Annotated in this window: 10 protein-coding genes; 9 read left to right on the plus strand and 1 reads right to left on the minus strand. The window is 64.5% G+C overall.

Translation table 11 applies throughout. The annotated features are described in order from the left end of the window. Positions 1-63: 63 nt before the first annotated feature. From ACSU1L_RS09960 to ACSU1L_RS09970, 3 genes are all read left to right on the plus strand, one after another. On the plus strand, positions 64-3,498 hold the full coding sequence (locus tag ACSU1L_RS09960; protein WP_439255656.1) for a choice-of-anchor G family protein: 3,435 nt from the start codon (positions 64-66) through the stop codon (positions 3,496-3,498). Positions 3,499-3,616: 118 nt separating this feature from the next. Next, positions 3,617-4,414, plus strand: a complete 798-nt coding sequence (locus ACSU1L_RS09965; protein WP_438252905.1) for a DUF5819 family protein — start codon at positions 3,617-3,619, stop codon at positions 4,412-4,414. Next, the gene (locus ACSU1L_RS09970; protein ID WP_439255657.1) at positions 4,401-5,429 is read left to right on the plus strand and encodes an HTTM domain-containing protein; all 1,029 of its coding nucleotides are present in this window, start codon (positions 4,401-4,403) and stop codon (positions 5,427-5,429) included. Before ACSU1L_RS09965 ends, ACSU1L_RS09970 begins: the two co-directional genes overlap by 14 nt. Positions 5,430-5,433: 4 nt before the next feature. Here ACSU1L_RS09970 and ACSU1L_RS09975 read toward each other — a convergent pair whose 3' ends face one another. Further along, positions 5,434-5,856, minus strand: coding sequence for an OsmC family protein (locus ACSU1L_RS09975; RefSeq protein WP_439255658.1), 423 nt, complete (start codon positions 5,854-5,856; stop codon positions 5,434-5,436). A gap of 74 nt (positions 5,857-5,930) precedes the next feature. On the opposite strand from ACSU1L_RS09975, the gene ACSU1L_RS09980 reads away from it, so the two are divergent. The 6 genes from ACSU1L_RS09980 to ACSU1L_RS10005 all read left to right on the plus strand — a co-directional run bounded on the left by ACSU1L_RS09980 (position 5,931) and on the right by ACSU1L_RS10005 (position 17,275). Continuing rightward, positions 5,931-6,692, plus strand: coding sequence for a methionine ABC transporter ATP-binding protein (locus ACSU1L_RS09980; protein ID WP_438252910.1), 762 nt, complete (start codon positions 5,931-5,933; stop codon positions 6,690-6,692). After that, positions 6,692-7,363, plus strand: coding sequence for a methionine ABC transporter permease (locus ACSU1L_RS09985; protein ID WP_439255659.1), 672 nt, complete (start codon positions 6,692-6,694; stop codon positions 7,361-7,363). The genes ACSU1L_RS09980 and ACSU1L_RS09985 overlap by 1 nt, the downstream gene beginning before the upstream one ends. Positions 7,364-7,415: 52 nt before the next feature. Further along, on the plus strand, positions 7,416-8,240 hold the full coding sequence (locus tag ACSU1L_RS09990; protein ID WP_439255660.1) for a MetQ/NlpA family ABC transporter substrate-binding protein: 825 nt from the start codon (positions 7,416-7,418) through the stop codon (positions 8,238-8,240). A 175-nt stretch (positions 8,241-8,415) separates the two neighbouring features. After that, positions 8,416-10,476 carry an acyl-CoA dehydrogenase family protein gene (locus ACSU1L_RS09995; protein WP_439255661.1) on the plus strand — a complete coding sequence of 687 codons (2,061 nt, stop codon included), beginning with the start codon at positions 8,416-8,418 and terminating at the stop codon, positions 10,474-10,476. Between the two features lie 31 nt (positions 10,477-10,507). Continuing rightward, the gene (locus ACSU1L_RS10000) at positions 10,508-11,077 is read left to right on the plus strand and encodes a DNA-3-methyladenine glycosylase I (protein ID WP_439255662.1); all 570 of its coding nucleotides are present in this window, start codon (positions 10,508-10,510) and stop codon (positions 11,075-11,077) included. 162 nt (positions 11,078-11,239) lie between these two features. Continuing rightward, entirely contained in the window at positions 11,240-17,275 is a 6,036-nt protein-coding gene (locus ACSU1L_RS10005) for an Ig-like domain-containing protein (protein ID WP_439255663.1), read from the plus strand. Positions 17,276-17,294: the final 19 nt, after the last annotated feature.

The following is a 17,294-nucleotide window of genomic DNA, read 5'->3' on the forward strand; positions in this document are numbered from 1 at the left end:
GCTCTGCGTAGAAGCAGAGTGCTGGCGGTCGGTGCGGTTGGAGCACTGATAGTCGGCCACGTTATGGGCGCCACTCCGGCGCTCGCAGCGCCAGGGGATCATTCGGAGGCGAGATCTCAGTTCCTGAGCGGCTCGATCCTCACCGGCATTGATCTCGACGGTGTTGCGGGCCTGGCCGGCACCGAAGCGATGAACGAGGGTGGGGCGACGGTCATCGACACGACTGACCTCGACCTGACAGTTCTGAGTGCACTGAACGTCACGATTCCGAGCGGAGTATCTATCCCGCTTGGTGACCTTCTGGCTCTCGGCGCGGTCAACCAGTTCTCGCAGGCGGATGACGCTGGTGTATCGAAGGCGGCTTCGGGTGCCGTCAGCGATGCAGGCATCATCGACACGTCCGGTACGGGTGAGTTCCCGGCGAGTGCGACGCTCGATTTGATGGCGTTGCTTCCCAGCACTCCGTTGCTGACGGAAGCGAACCTGTCGCTCGCTGGCGTCACAGGCGTTGCGGCGCTGGATGCTTCAGTCGATGGTGGCCCGGCAGCCAACTGCGGCGATATCTCCGCCCCTGAGAACTGCCGCGATTACACGATCGCAGGCGCCACCACGAACGTAACTTCTCCTGCAGTCGGTGCAGTCAGCACTACTGCGACCGCCGCGCTCACTACGCTCTCGACGACGCTGAACGGCTTGTCGGAGGACATCCTCGACGGCCTGCTCGGTGGTGTGCTCGACTCGCTCGACACAATCAGCGGCCTGATCCCCGGTGTGGGTGTTGGAGCGAACGACCTCGAGGTCGCTGTCACCGCGGATCTCGCGGCTGCGCTCGACCCGGTTCTCGCTCAAGACATCACGGTCTCCGGTGTGACGCTGAACGCGGCGGCCGGTACGGTCACCGTTGATTGGGAAGATGTTGTCGGCCTGAACGGACTTGCTCCGAACACGCCGCTGCTCAGCCCGACCACGCTGTCGACGGTGGCGGCCAATGCTGCGATCGCGTTGACAGAGCTGCAGACGGAGATCAACGCTGTTGTCTCCGGCTTGCTAGACAACGTGAACGTCACAATTAGCGGTGGTGTGTGTCTCCTCACCGTGGTCGTTTGTACCGCTGGCATTGACCTGTCTTTCGACGGTTCATTGCAGGATCTCCTTGACGCGTCTGCCCCGCTGGATGTCACCGCAACTGGCGTTACAGGAGTCCTCTTGGACCCGATCGTAGGTGCTCTCGCCAGCACTATCCAGGGTGCTACTTCCACGTTGGTCCTCCCGCTGGTGAACACTGCCGTGGCGACTGCTGGAACAGCAATTTCGACGGCCGTCACTGCAGCCAGCACTGGTCTCGCCGATGCCCTCGCGTTGATCGGCACCGTTGCTAACGTGATCGTCAACGTGCAAGAAGAGGGCACCGCAGGCGCTGGCAGCTATGCCGAGGTCGCAACGCGGGTCACGCTTCTCGGCGGATCTGCAGTCACCATCGACCTCGGCCGCGCCGAGGTCGGCGTCAACGAGGTCGTAATCACTGAGGTTGCGATCACGTCTCCAGCAGACGGCGATGAGTTCACCGTTCCGACGGCGGACGGTACGAGTGACGTTCCCGTCACTGGTACCGGCGAGCCAGGCGCGACCGTGACAGTCACGATCCCCGGTGTCGACGGTTCGCAGACCGACGTCGTCGGCGAGGACGGCACGTGGACAGTCACCTTCCCTGCAGTACCGGTCGGCGATCACACGATCACGGCCACGCAGATCGTCGGCGATGGCACCACGACTGCCACGGTCGGCGTGACCGTCGTCTTCGATGACGCAACGGATGCTGACGCGACGGACGCTGACGCGACCGATGCAGACGCCACGGATGCTGACGCGACGGATGCAGACGCGACGGACGCTGACGCAACCGACGCTGACGCGACTGACGCTGACGCAACGGATGCAGACGCGACCGATGCTGACGCAACGGATGCAGACGCAACGGATGCTGACGCAACGGATGCTGACGCGACGGATGCTGACGCGACCGACGCTGACGCCACGGATGCTGACGCCACGGACGCTGACGCCACGGACGCTGACGCGACGGACGCTGACGCAACCGATGCTGACGCAACGGACGCTGACGCAACCGATGCTGACGCAACGGACGCTGACGCGACCGACGCTGACGCCACGGATGCAGACGCGACTGACGCTGACGCAACGGATGCTGACGCAACGGATGCTGACGCAACGGATGCTGACGCAACGGATGCTGACGCAACGGATGCTGACGCAACGGATGCTGACGCAACGGATGCTGACGCAACGGATGCTGACGCGACCGATGCTGACGCGACCGATGCTGACGCGACGGATGCTGACGCGACGGATGCTGACGCGACGGATGCTGACGCGACGGATGCTGACGCGACGGATGCTGACGCCACGGATGCTGACGCGACCGACGCTGACGCCACGGATGCTGACGCGACCGACGCTGACGCCACGGATGCAGACGCAACTGACGCTGACGCCACGGATGCAGACGCGACCGACGCTGACGCAACGGATGCAGACGCCACGGACGCTGACGCAACCGATGCAGACGCCACGGACGCTGACGCAACGGACGCTGACGCGACCGATGCTGACGCAACGGATGCAGACGCAACTGACGCTGACGCGACCGACGCTGACGCCACGGATGCTGACGCCACGGACGCTGACGCCACTGACGCTGACGCAACGGACGCTGACGCCACGGATGCTGACGCGACCGATGCTGACGCCACGGATGCTGACGCAACGGATGCTGACGCCACGGATGCTGACGCCACGGATGCTGACGCCACGGATGCTGACGCAACGGATGCTGACGCCACGGATGCTGACGCGACCGATGCTGACGCAACCGATGCTGACGCAACCGATGCTGACGCGACCGATGCTGACGCGACCGACGCTGACGCCACGGATGCAGACGCAACTGACGCTGACGCAACTGACGCTGACGCCACGGACGCTGACGCAACGGATGCAGACGCCACGGATGCTGACGCGACCGATGCAGACGCCACGGACGCTGACGCAACGGACGCAGACGCAACCGACGGTGACACCGACGCGGCCGAGCTCGGCATCACAATCACGAACCCCGTGATCGAGCGCGAGCAGACGCAGTCGTCGACTGGTACCGGCTTCGAGCCGGGCGAGGTCGTGACTGGTGTCATGAACTCCGACCCGCTGGCGCTGGGAACCCAGACAGCCAACGCAGCCGGAACGGTCACGTTCACGTGGAAGATTCCTGCTGGCACTGACCTCGGTAACCACACGGTGACCCTTACGGGTGCCGATTCGGGATCAGTGAGCATCGGATTCAAGGTTGTGGCGAAGGGGCTGGCAGCCACCGGTTCTGATTCCGGCCCGGCTATTCCGCTGGCTCTGATGCTGATCGCTGCTGGAACACTGGCGGTTGTCGGGTCCCGACGGATGATCAAGAAGGCACAGGCGTCAAGCTGAGCCTGACCGGTACGATCACTCGTATCGGATGAACGACGGCTGGCGGCCCGGACTCCGGGTCGCCAGCCGCGTTCTCGTCTGCTGAATCAAACATCAAACCAAAACTCAAGGGAGTTCGGTGCATAGCAAGCCTTCGCCTCCGGCGACGCTGAGTAGATCCGCACGAGTGGCCGGAGTCATCGCCACGCTGATTGTCTTCGTGGTCGTAACCGGGACGGCACTGATCTTCACGCCCAGTGGAAACCCGCTACGCAGTGCGGTCCAGTCAGTCGCATTCCCGTACTTCTCGCAGAACTGGCGTGTCTTCGCTCCGAACATCCTCAAGAGCAACCGCACCCTCGAGATCCGTGCCCAGTGGCAGGATGAGAATGGCGAACTGGTCACCTCAGGCTGGGTCTCGATCACTGACATCGAACAGCGAACCGTCATGGGGAATGTTGCCCCGTCGCGAATCGAGAAGAACGGCTGGAACGCTTCGAATACCTATCTGAAGCGTTACTTCGCCTTGGATGACGAGCAGCAAGAGCGCGTCCGTGACACTTTTATTGAGGCCCACGACGGGGGATTCCGGCCGGTCCCGGTCGAGGATCTCATCGCAGACCTCGGCGAGGATGACGGCGACGTCGTCCGGTTCCTGCGCGTCGACTACATGCTCATGCGCTACGCCACGATGTACGCGACCGCTGGCTTTGGCGAAGATATCGAACGCGTGCAGTGGCGGGTCGTCACCGAGCGACCAAACGACTTCACACATCGCTTCGATGACGAGCGGCAGTTTACGCCGACGATCCGCACCTTCGGGTGGCGCCAGTCAAACCTGACCGTCGACCCGAATGTGCTGGAGCAGTACAGTGCGGTCATTAGCCGCTACGGTGCGGTCTCCGCCTTCGAGAGGGCAGCCGATGAAGCTGAGTGAATTGTTCGACCGGTGGTTGCGGTGGCTTACCGGCGCGCAGCACAATCTCCGCAGCTTTGCGGTGCTGCGGATCCTGTTCGGCGTCGGTCTGCTCTTCACCGTCGTCCCGAGCATCGCCGACCGGTCGATGATCTGGGGTGCTGCGTCATTCTGGGTCGATCCTGAAGCGAAGCGTCGGGGATACTTCACGTTCGACCTGCTGCTGCCCAAAGACAACGCGATCCTGTTCGACATCGTCTTCTTCGCACTGATCGCCCTCATCCTGCTTTTCACGATCGGATATCGCACCCGCATCGTCACACCTATATTGTTGATCCTCATCGTCTCTTTGCAGTCGAACAACGGGTTCGTCCTCAACGGCGGTGACACCCTGTATCGCATCACCCTGCTCTTCCTGGTGTTCGCGAACCTGAGCGAGCACTACTCGCTGGACGCGAGACGGCGCAGCCGTCGCCCCGGGTTGCCGTCGCCCCGGCGTTGGGGGATCCCTGCTTACATCTCAAACGCTGCGCACAACACCGCGCTGGTGCTGTGCTGCTTCCAGATCATCGTCGTATACGTCGTCTCCGGTGTCTGGAAGCTCACGGGCGAGGAATGGCTCGGCGGAACGGCGCTGTTCTACGCTCTGCGCATCGACGCCTTCATGGCCTACCCGGCGATCAACGAACTGCTGTGGCAGTCCTCGTTGCTCATCTACATCGCGACTTTCATCGCCCTGTGGGTGCAGACGCTCTTCCCGCTCGCCCTGCTGTGGCGACCGACCCGCATATTCGTTCTCGTATCGCTGATCTTCATGCACCTCGGGATCGCGGTTCTGCTAGGCCTGTGGCCGTTCTCGCTCGCGATGATCGCGCTGGACATGCTGTTCATTCGCGATTCGACGTGGGCATGGGCAGGTCAGTGGCTTCGCGCAACGCGGGTTGGGCAGTTCTTGGAGGAGCGGCTCCGGATGCCGGCGGGCAAGCCGGTAAAAGTAGCGGTGGGCGACCCTTCGACAAGCTCAGGGATCGGTTAGCGGTTCATCGACCGACTGCCGCCCACTCCTCCGCGTGCACAGCGACGGTCGCCGCGCCGCCGATGAGCTTCGACACGGGGCAGCGGGCATGCGCGGCATCCATCACGCGCTGTGCCTCCTCCATCGAAGCGCCCTCCACCGACAGGAACGCATCGACGTGAAACTCGTAGCCCGACCCCTCTGAAGCGTGATGCAACTCGACCTCGACGCGCACGGCCGTCCGCGAGCGGCGAGCAACAACAGCCTGCGCCGTAGCATTCAGACACGTCGACCAAGCGAGCGCCAGGAGCTGCTCGGGGTTCGTCCCCGATGGATCGCGGCGCGGGTTCAACGGCGATGACACGGTCACGGTGAGCCCGTCGGGAATCTGGGCGACCCCATCGCCGCCGTCACGGTTGATTGCCTCGGTCCGGTACTTCATGCTCATATGTCAACTATAGTTGGACGCAGTACACCAACTCTGGGCGATGGAGCCGCGAGCAACGGAAGCGGCAGGCATCGATGGAATCAACGAGCACGACGATCGTCGAGTTCGACGACGTCACCAAAGACTACGGTCGGCGCGGCCAGCATCCGGCCCTCGACAGCATCGCCTTCGCCATCAAACGCGGTGAGATCTTCGGTGTCATCGGCGAGAGCGGCGCGGGTAAGACGACCCTTCTCGAACTCATCAACGGCCTCACCATCGCCGAACGCGGAGAAGTGCGCGTCGACGGCGCACCGGTCGCCGGTCGCACTCGCCGAGAACTGCGTGCACTCCGCCGCGATGTCGGCGTCGTCTTCCAGGGCATCCATCTGCTCAGCAGCCGCACGGTGCGCCAGAACGTCGAACTGCCCTTCACGATGTCGAAGACGCGAACAACCCGCGCCGAGCGACGTGCTGCCGTCGACGAGATGCTCGCCTTCGTCGGACTCACCCACCGCGCCGACCATTTCCCCGCCCAACTCAGTGGTGGCGAGAAACAGCGCGTCGGCATCGCCCGCGCACTCATCACCCGTCCGGCCCTGCTGCTGTGCGACGAGCCCACCTCATCACTGGATGCCGCAACCACCGCCGAAGTGCTCAAAGTGCTCCTCGCGGCCCGAGAAAAGCTCGGCACCACCATCGTCGTCATCTCGCACGACCTCGACGTCGTCAAAGCGATCTGCGACCGCGCCCTGCTGCTCGAACGCGGCCGCATGCGCGCACTCTTCTCGGTCAACAAGAGCGACCTGAACGCGATGCCCAGCTACTACGAGCAGGTCAAGCGGGAGCTGATGTGATGACCTGGCTCACTGACCTGCTCGCCGAGTACGGCGAAGACATTGCAGAAGCCCTCGCCGAGACCGGATACATGATGATCGTCTCGCTCGCGGCGGCCGTGCTGCTCGGGCTCCCGCTCGGGATGCTGGTATTTCTCACCCAGCGCGGCGGCATCGCCGAGAACCGGCCAGTCTGGTCGACGGCGAACATGTACATCAACATCGTCCGCTCCTTTCCGTTCCTGCTCCTGGTGGTCTTCCTCATCCCCTTCACCCGCACGGTGATCGGCACTAGCTTCGGCACCCAAGCCGCAACGCTGCCGCTGTGCTTCGTCGCTGTCGCGATCTACGCGCGTCTGGTCGAGCAGATCCTGCGGGAGATCCCGCCGGGCATCTCCCGCGTCGCCGTGGCCATGGGAGCCACGCTCCCGCAGGCAGTCTGGCGCGTGCTGCTGCCGGAGGCGCGCTCGGGCCTGGTTTACGCACTCACCTCGGCCGCGATCAGCCTGCTGTCGTACTCCACCGTGCTCGGCGTCGTCGGAGGCGGCGGCATCGGCGACTTCGCCATGCGCTACGGCTACCAGGAGTACAACGACGCCCTCATGTACATCACCATCGCGATCATCGTCGTCTGCGTGCTCGCGATCCAAGCGGTCGGTCACCGCACCTCCGAGCGGCTCGACCACCGCTGACGAACACCCACCACCACGCACAGCACTGCACCTCATATAGAGAGAAGGAATCATGCGAGCTCCTCGCCTCGGCATCCTCGCCGCAACCCTCGGCCTCACCGTCGCACTCGCCGGCTGCACAGCATCCGGAACCACAACCGGCGAAACGGATGCCGCAGCCGCCGAACCCACCATCCTCAAAGTCGCGGCCGTCACTGCTCCGATGACCGACGTCGTCGAGGCTGCTGGCGAAGCGATCGATGACGGCTTTGAGATCGAACTCGTCGAGGTGTCCGACTATGTCACGGCGAACACGATCGTCAACGACGGTGAAGCGTACGCGAACTTCTCGCAGCACGAGCCGTACATGCAGGAGTTCAACGCCGGCAACGACGGAACCCTCGTCGCTGTGCAGCCGGTCTACAACTTCGTCATCGCGTTCTACTCGAAGACGCTCGACGACATCGCCGACTTGCCCGACGGCGCCACCGTGGCAGTGCCGAACGACGCCTCGAACCTCGGTCGTGCGCTCAAGCTCCTCGACGCGAACGACGTAATCACCCTGGAAAGCGGCGTCGACCCGTACGCGGCGACGATCGATGACATCGCCGAGAACCCGAAGAACGTCGAGTTCCTCGAGGTGCCGATCAGTTCGCTCAACGCCGCTTATGAAGAGGCCGACCTCGTCTACCAGTGGCCCTCGCACATTTCGGCGCTGGGCCTGAATCCGGAAGACGACGGGCTCATCACCGAGCTCGACGACCGGTTCGCGCTGTACGTCGCCGTGCGCGGTGAGGATGCTGACAGTGAAGCCACCGCAGCGCTCAAGGCGGCATTCGCCAGCGATGAGGTGCGCGAGGTCATCGAGTCCAACGGCACCATCGACGTAGCGTTCTAAGCACGCCGACACAGCGCGCCGAACAGCACGCCGAAACAGCGCAGACTGTGGCCTGGTGACAACAGCACCGGGGCACAGTCTGCGTTGTCGTTGGAGGACTTGCACAGCCCGCTTGGGTGAGCGTTGGAGGACTCCTACGGTTGAAGCATCCTTACTTCTCTCTGAGGGGAAAACCATGGTCGACGCCGCTGTCCGCACTTCGAAGAACACCGATGCCGCAGACGACACTCCGCGCATTGATATCGCGCGCGTTAATGATCTACTGCTGGGCACCTGGGCCGACACTCGCCGCACCGCCCGCGAGATGATCAAGGACCCGGCCTTCTGGCGCATCGATGATCTCGGCAAGGACGAACACCGCGAGCGCGTGCTCAGCCAGCTGCACCTGCTCGTCGAGAACAAGTCCGTGCACCGCGCTTTTCCGAAGGCTTTCGGCGGCGAAGAGAACAACGGCGCGAACATCTCCGGCTTCGAAGAGCTCGTCGCCGCCGACCCGAGCCTGCAGATCAAGGCCGGCGTGCAATGGGGGCTGTTCGGCTCAGCGATCCACCAGCTCGGTACGGACGAACACCACCGGAAGTGGCTGCCCGGAGTGATGGATCTGTCCATCCCCGGCGCGTTCGCGATGACCGAGATCGGGCACGGATCGGACGTGGCATCCGCCAGCACGACCGCCACCTACGATCCCGAGACCGAAGAGTTCGTCATCAACACTCCGTTCCGCGCAGCGACGAAGGAGTTCCTCGGCAACGCCGCCCTGCACGGCATCGCGGCCACCGTCTTCGCGCAACTGATCACGAACGGTGTCAGCCACGGCGTGCACTGCTTCTACGTGCCGCTGCGCGGCGGCGACGGGAACGATCTTCCCGGAATCACCCGTGAGGACGACGGGCTCAAGGGCGGGCTGAACGGCATCGACAACGGCCGGCTCTCGTTCGACAACGTTCGTATCCCGCGTACGAACCTGCTCAACAAGTACGGCGACGTCGCCGTCGACGGCACCTACACGAGCCCGATCGACAGTCCCGGCCGCCGCTTCTTCACGATGCTCGGCACCCTGGTGCAGGGCCGCGTTTCGCTCGATGGCGCGGCGTCGTGGGCATCCGCCCTCGCCCTGCACATCGCCATCACGTATGCGACCCAGCGCCGCCAGTTCGATGGCGCCGACGGGCAGGAGGTCCTGCTGCTCGACTACGGCAAGCACCAGCGCCGCCTGCTGCCCCGCTTGGCTACCACCTACGCGCAGATCTTCGCGCACGACGAGTTCCTGCAGAAGTTCGACGGCGTCTTCTCGGGCCGCACCGACACCCCGGATGACCGCGAAGACCTCGAAACGCTGGCCGCAGCGCTCAAGCCGCTGTCGACCTGGCATGCGCTGGACACCCTGCAGGAGGCCCGCGAAGCCTGTGGCGGTGCCGGGTACATGTTCGAGAACCGTCTCGTCGGCCTCCGGCAGGACCTGGACATCTACGTCACGTTCGAAGGCGACAACAACATCCTGTTGCAGCTGGCTGGCAAGCGGCTACTCACCGATTTCGCCGCGCAGTTCAAGGACAAGGATGCTGCCGCCCTCGCGAAGTATGCGGTCGGGCACACCGCGGGCAAGGTGTTCCACGGCGCGGGGCTTCGCCGCTTCGGCCAGAACATCGCCGATTTCGGATCGACCGCGCGTTCGGTGGAGAACGGGCTGCGCGCTGACCAGCAACACGAACTGCTCGCCGACCGCGTGCAGCAGATGGTCGCGGACATCGCCGGACGCCTGCGCCCGGCGGGCAAGGACCGGGTCCTCGGCGAGAAGCTCTTCAACGAGAATCAGGCAGACCTCATCGAAGCCGCGCGTGCGCACGGCGAACTGCTGCAGTGGGAGGCCTTCACGGATGCCGTGAACAGCATCCCCGACGAGGACACCCAACAGGTGCTGACGTGGTTGCGTGACCTGTTCGGTCTGCAACTGATCGAGAAGCACCTCGCCTGGCACATCATCAACGGCCGGCTGTCGACGCAGCGCGCGGCCGCCGTGTCGAGCTACATCGACCGGCTGTGCCTGCGGCTTCGTCCGCACGCGCTCGACCTGGTCGGGGCATTCGGCTACGAGCCCGAGCACGTGCGCGCACCGATCGCGAGCGGTATCGAGCAGCAGCGCCAGGACGAGGCGCGGGCGTACTACGCCGATCTCGAAGCATCCGGCACAGCCCCGATCTCGGAGAAGGCGATGAAGAAGAAGGCGAAGGGCTGACGGCGTCGGAGGCCCGCCATACCCTGGTCTCATGACCTCTCTTCTCACCGGAACTGACGGCCGTGCGCGCTGCGCGTGGATCGGGGTGGATGCCGAATATGCGCGGTACCACGATGAGGAATGGGGCGTCGCCCTGCACGGCGACCGCGCCCTGTTCGAGAAGATGGCGCTGGAGGGGTTCCAGGCGGGCCTGAGCTGGATCACCATCCTGCGGAAACGCCCGCGGTTTCGCGAGGTGTTCCACGGGTTCGAGCCGAACGTCGTCGCCGCCTACGACGACGACGATGTGGAACGCTTGATGACGGATGCTGGAATCATCCGCAACCGCGCCAAGATTCTCGCGACGATCGGCAACGCGCGGCTGGTGACCGACATGGAACCGGGCGAACTCGATGACCTGATGTGGTCGTTCGCCCCGGCCGTGGGCATCCGCCCGCGCTCATTCACCGACGTCCCGGCGATCACTGCTGAGTCGAGCGAGATGAGCAAGACGCTCCGCAAGCGCGGTTTCCGATTCGTCGGCGCGACCACGATGTACGCCCTCATGCAGTCGTCCGGAATGGTCGATGATCACGTCGAAGGGTGCTGGCGCGCTCAGTGACGATGGGCAGTTCTCCCCGCCTGTGCCCGGAGAAACGGCAGTTAGGATGTACCGGTGTGTCGGGGCCCGCTGTGGCCGAACGACCTATCAAGTACACCGGGGGGAATACTGACTATGAAGGCGCTGTCATGGTTGCGCGCGAAACCGAAGACAGCTGCCTCCGTGTCAGCAGTCACGGCCGCGGTCGTCGCCATCGGCACACTCGCCTTCGTCTATGACGGCAATCCCACCACCAAAGTCGACCTGAACGACGGCGGCGTCTGGATCACCAAAACCTCCAGCCTGCTCGTCGGCCATTTCAACCACGAGTCGACGGTCCTCGACGGCGGCCTGCGCAACAGCGGTGAGCAGTTCGACATCCTGCAGGACGAGGAGACCGTACTCGTCGTCGACTCAGGCGACTCCGCGCTCACCTCGGTCGACCCGGCCCGAGTTTCACTCGGCGACAGCACGACCCTGCCCGCGGATGCAAAGGTCGCACTCGGCCACGACACCGCTGCGATTCTTGATCAGAAGTCCGGCGATCTGTGGGTCGTGCCGGTTGCCGGCATCGCCGGGCTGGAGATCCGCGGCAGCGAACCGCTCGTCGAACTCGGCCCGAACGCCGACGTCGCAGTCGCCCAGGACGGCACCGTGTTCGGGCTGTCCGGCAAACGCGGCGAGGTCGTCACCGTGCCCGTCGACAACGAGGGCGCGCCGCTGGAACCGACCGTTGAATCCGTCGGCGAGATCGGCACATCCGTCACGCCGAGCATCACCGCGGTGGGCAGCACACCGGTGGTACTGGATGCCGCTGAGGGCGCCGTGATGACTCCCGGCGGGTTCCGCACCGAGATCGAGCGCGCAGACGGCGCCGTGCTGCAGATGGCATCGGCACAGACGGATGCTGTGGCCATCGCGACAACGTCGGAACTGTTGAGTGTTCCCCTGGATGGCAGTGAACTGCAGCGGACCAGCACCGGAGCGCAGGGCGCTCCGGCAGTCCCGGTTTCACTGCGCGGCTGCGTCTACGGCGCGTGGGCGGCATCGGGGAAGTTCATCCGCGAGTGCCCCGGTGACGGCAGCGACGTGCTCGCCGATATCCCGGAGGGCACCGAGTCCGCCAGTCTCACCTTCCGCGTGAACCGCGACGTCATCGTGCTCAACGACGCCATCGGCGGCGCAGCCTGGCTCGCAGACGAGAGCCTCCAGCGCATCGACAACTGGAGTGACCTCACGCCTCCGGAGGGCGATACCGAAGAGGATGAGGAATCCACTGAGGAGACCGTCGAGACGACGCTGCCCGAGCGCACCGAGATCAACACCGTTCCGGTCGCCGAAGACGACTCCTACGGCGTGCGTCCTGGCGGTACCGCGCTGCTGCCGGTGCTCGACAACGACAACGACTCGGACGGCGACGTCCTGGTGGCATCCCTCATCCAGGACCAGCCCTCTATCGGCACCGTGCAGCAGATCCAGAACGGCGGTGCGCTGCAGATCGCGGTCGACGAGAACGCGTCGGGCTCAGCCTCCTTCGCCTACGAAGTCGATGACGGCCGCGGCGGAAAAGACACCGCGACCGTCACCCTGAGCGTTCATGATTCGACCAAGAACGGCGCGCCGAAACCGAAACGGCAGACCACGCTCGCAGTGGAGAGCGGCGGCACGCTGTCGTACAACATCCTTCCGGACTGGATCGATCCTGACGGCGACGACATCTATCTGAAGGATGTCGTTCCTGCCGAGGGCGATGAGGTCGACTTCACCACGGACGGCCAGATCACCTATCGCGCTGTCGCGAGTCCACAGGGTCGTAAAGAGATCCAGGTGATCGTCGCCGACGGTCAGCAGAAAACCGCCACCAGCACGATCATCCTCGATGTGCGGCCTCCCGGATCGACGGATCCGAAGACGAACGCCGATCACGTGGTGACGCGAATCGGTGAGCAGGTCACCGTCGCGCCCCTCGCCAACGACACCAGCACCAGCCGCGAACCGCTTCGGCTCGCACGCGTGTTGGAGGTGCCCGGCACGACGATCCTTCCCGACTTCGACAACAAGACCTTCACGTTCTCGGCAGATAAAACCGGTGTCTATTACGTGCAGTATCTCGTCACCGCCGGCGCGAAGGGTGGCAAGGGTCTCGTCCGCATCGACGTGGTTGATGCCGAAGAGACCGACCTGCCCCCGGTCGCGGTGCGAGATGTCGCACTGCTGCCGACCGGCGGCGATGCGCTCATCGGCGTGCTCAACAACGACTCCGACCCGGCCGGCGGCATCCTCGTCGTGCAGTCGGTCTCCGTGGAGCCGAGCAGCGGCATCTCGGTGTCGGTGCTGAACCACGAAATGCTGCGGATCACCGACCAGGGCACGCTGCAGGATCAGGTCCGCGTCACCTACCGCATATCGAACGGCTCGAAAACGGCCGAGGGTGAAGTCATCGTCATCCCGATCCCCGCGCCAGAGGAGATCCTCGCGCCGGTCGCGAACGACGACAGCGTGCAGGTGCGCGCCGGTGACGTCGTCACCATCCCGGTTCTCGACAACGACACGCACCCCAGCGACGACGCCATGCACGTCTCCCCGGACCTCATCGATCCGCTCATCGACCCGGAGGACGGCGAAGCGTTCGTGTCGCAGGACACCGTCCGGTTCCGCGCCGGCGATGAGCCGAAGACCGTCTATGCGACCTATGAAGTGGTCGACTCCCATCAGAACAAAGCAGCCGGATACATCACCATCCAGATCCTCCCGGTGGATGTCGAGACCAACGCCGCCCCGCGCCCCCGCGATGTCGTGGCGCGAACTCTCAGCGGCAGTACGGTGCACATCCCGATTCCGTTGCACGGCATCGACGAGGACGGCGACTCGGTCGAGCTCATGGGTCCGGCGACCAACCCCACCAAGGGGCGCATTGTCGATGTCGCAGCGGACTACATCACCTATGAGGCACTCGACACGTCCACCGGAGCCGATACCTTCACTTACCGCGTGCGTGACCGCCTCGGCAAGGAAGGCGTCGCTACGATCCGTGTCGGTATCGCCCCGCCCGAGCAGATGAACCAGGCACCCTTCGCGGTGAAGGACGCTGTCGTCGTGCGACCCGGACGCGAAGTGGCGGTACCGGTCACGGAGAACGACTCCGATCCGGAAGGTGACCAGGTCGCGCTGGTCGAAGACGGGCTGCAGCTGCCCGACATCGAGGGCTTATCGGCGCGGGTGTCGGGGGACCGTGTGCTGGTCCAGGTGCCGGATCGTCCCCTGGAGACGTCGTTGCAATACACGATCCAGGACTCCCGCGGTGCCACGGCCTCTGCGGTACTGAGCATCACGGTCAATGAGGACGTGCCGTTGCTGCCGCCGATCGCAGCAGATGATCGGGTGCAGCTCACAGACCTCGAGGAGGATCAGCTGACCGCCGATCTCGACGTCCTCGCCAACGATGAGGATCCGGACGGCACGGTCGAAGAACTGGAACTCGCCGTCGGCGCGGGAGCCACGCTGCTCGACGACGGCAAGGTGCGCGTCACGGTCGGCGAGACCCTCCAGCTCATCCGCTACACGATCACCGATCGTGACGACCTGCAGACATCGGCATTCATCTTTGTTCCCGCGTCGAAGGACCTGCGACCCGACCTGAACCCTGCTGTGGAGCCGATCGAGGTTGTCAGCGGCGAGACGAAGATCGTACCGCTCGCGGACTACGTCACCGTCGCCGGCGGCGGCAGAGTGATGATCACTGAGCACGCCAAAGTGAGCGCGATCCACTCCAACGGCGCCGATCTGGTGCAGGACGCGCACACTCTCGTCTACACGTCAGCCGAGCGGTACTTTGGCCAGGACGTTCTGATGTTCGAGGTCACAGACGGCACGAGCGTGGACGACCCGAACGGTCGCAAGGCAACACTGTCGATTCCCGTCACCGTGCTGCCGCCGGCGAACGAACCGCCCACATTCACCGGGGCCACCGTCACCGTGGCGCCGGGAGAAGAAGCGGTAACTGTCGATCTCGCCGCGCTCACGACGGACCCGGATGAAGACGACACCCACGACTACACACTTGTGCGCAACCCGGGCGACGGCGTATCGGCGAGCATCGAAGGCAGCGTTCTGTCGGTCGAGGCATCGACCGACGCCGATAAGGGAACCGCGCTGACCCTGCCGCTGCGCATCACAGACGGCGAGACCGACCCGATCGAGGGCTCCGTCTCGGTGACGGTTTCGGCGTCGACCAGGCCTATGCCTGCAGCGAACACGGACACGTTCACGCGAGCGGATCAGGGCGAGATGATCTCTGTTCCCGTGCTCGAGAACGACTTCAACCCCTTCCCGGAGACGCCGCTGAAGGTGGTGCGGATCGAGCGGGAATCGGGCGAGGGTGCAATCGCTATCAAGGACGACCGCGTCGAGGTCACCCCGGATGCCAACTTCGTCGGAACCATGGTTGTGAGTTATCGCATCCAGGATGCGACCAAAGATCCCGACCGCGAGGCCGATGGCCAGATCGTGCTGACGGTCCAGGGCGTTCCGGATGCCCCGGGGATCCCGGTCGTAACGAGCGTGCAGGATCGCACCGTGGTGCTGTCGTACTCCGCCCCGTCGAACAACGGCGCAGAGATCGATCACTACACGGTGAAATCGGTCACGGGCAGCCCGTACACGAAGGAGTGCACGTCCACGACGTGCACGCTTTCGGGGCTCACCAACAACGTCGAATACGCCTTCGAGGTCACCGCGACGAACCGGGTCGGAGAGTCGGAGCCCTCGCAGAGCTCCGAGATCGCGCGACCTGATGCGCGCCCGGACACTCCGAACCCGCCGACGCTGGTCTTCGGCGACCGCTCGCTGAAGGTGGCGTGGAAGACGCCGACGACACCGGGGTCGCCGGTGGACAGTTTCACGCTGGAGATTTCGCCCGCACCGCCGTCCGGAATCGTGCAGAAGGTCGTCACCGGCAACTCCGTCGTCTGGGAGGGGCTGGAGAACGGCGCTGACTATGAGGTGAAGGTGCGAGCGCACAACCAGGCGCCCGAGCCGTCGAGTTGGAGCGGCTGGTCGGCATCGGTGATCCCCGCCGGGCCTCCGATGAAACCAGCACAGCCGACCACGGCCGAGCTCACCTCGGTGGGCGACCAGGCACAGATGCAGATCAACTGGGTCGCGCCCGCTAACAACGGTGATGGCATCGACGGATACCAGTTGGAAATCCGCCGCGGATCGACCGTTGTGAGAACCCACGATGTGGCCGCAGGGACGACCAGTTTCGCAGCCACCGTGGACACCTCCGAGTCCGGGTACACCTACCGGATCCGCGCACAGAACAAGGCCGGCTGGGGCGAGTGGAGCGACCCCTCGGTCGAACGCCGCGGCGTCATCGCCCCGGGCGCACCGACCGCTGTCACCGCGGCTCCCGGCGACAAGTTCATTGACGTCGCATTCACTCCCGGTCCTCGCAACGGCGCCCGCGCCGACGAGATCGTCTATGAGTACCGCCTGAACAGCGGGGCGTGGCAGCGCAACTGGGATGGCACGCGCATCGGCGGCCTGACCAACGGCACCACCTACGCGGTGCAGGTGCGTGGGGTTGCGACCGTGGGCGGAAGCACATACGCGGGAGCGGCATCCGGTTCCGCATCGGCGGTCCCGTACGGCACACCATTCGCGCCCACCGCCGACGCTGTCGGCCACGCGCAGAAGGTGACGCTGTCGTGGAATGCCAACGGCTCCGGGAACGGCCGGCCGATCCAGGTCGATATCAGCATCAACGGCGGCGCGTGGCAGCTCAATGTCGGTAAGACCGGAACCCGCGATGCGGGTAACGACTATGACCAGACCCACGACATTACGGTCCGCGTGACTGATTCGCTGGGCAATGTCGCACCGATCGCCTCGGCAGTAGCCAACACTGCCCCCAAGCCGCCGCCACCACCGCCCCCGGCTGAGGTGCTCACAGCCGGCAAGGGCGACCCTGTCAACCGAGCCGAGTGCTCGACCTATTCGTGCGCCTACGTCACGCTCACCACCAAGAACTTCCGTAGCTCCGGCAACTATGCGCTGTATTGCGATGACGGTGGAAGGCCTCGTTTCGGCGGAATGACGAAGAATGTTCCGGCGAACGGAACCGTCCAGTTGAGCTGCTTCTACGGCAACCCCGGCAACACAATCCGCGTTTACATCCAGGAGCTTGACCGCTACTCAGAGCCTTTTACCTGGCGCTGATCACGCGAAGAATTCGAGA

This window comes from Microbacterium sp. A94, from assembly GCF_051842855.1.
Taxonomy (GTDB): domain Bacteria; phylum Actinomycetota; class Actinomycetes; order Actinomycetales; family Microbacteriaceae; genus Microbacterium.

Coding starts and splice junctions, on each gene's coding strand:
- ACSU1L_RS09960 (WP_439255656.1), top strand. CDS start 64: ATGGGCGCCACTCCGGCGCTCGCAGCGCCAGGGGATCATTCGGAGGCG.
- ACSU1L_RS09970 (WP_439255657.1), top strand. CDS start 4,401: ATGAAGCTGAGTGAATTGTTCGACCGGTGGTTGCGGTGGCTTACCGGC.
- ACSU1L_RS09975 (WP_439255658.1), bottom strand. CDS start 5,856: ATGAGCATGAAGTACCGGACCGAGGCAATCAACCGTGACGGCGGCGAT.
- ACSU1L_RS09980 (WP_438252910.1), top strand. CDS start 5,931: ATGGAATCAACGAGCACGACGATCGTCGAGTTCGACGACGTCACCAAA.
- ACSU1L_RS09985 (WP_439255659.1), top strand. CDS start 6,692: ATGACCTGGCTCACTGACCTGCTCGCCGAGTACGGCGAAGACATTGCA.
- ACSU1L_RS09990 (WP_439255660.1), top strand. CDS start 7,416: ATGCGAGCTCCTCGCCTCGGCATCCTCGCCGCAACCCTCGGCCTCACC.
- ACSU1L_RS09995 (WP_439255661.1), top strand. CDS start 8,416: ATGGTCGACGCCGCTGTCCGCACTTCGAAGAACACCGATGCCGCAGAC.
- ACSU1L_RS10000 (WP_439255662.1), top strand. CDS start 10,508: ATGACCTCTCTTCTCACCGGAACTGACGGCCGTGCGCGCTGCGCGTGG.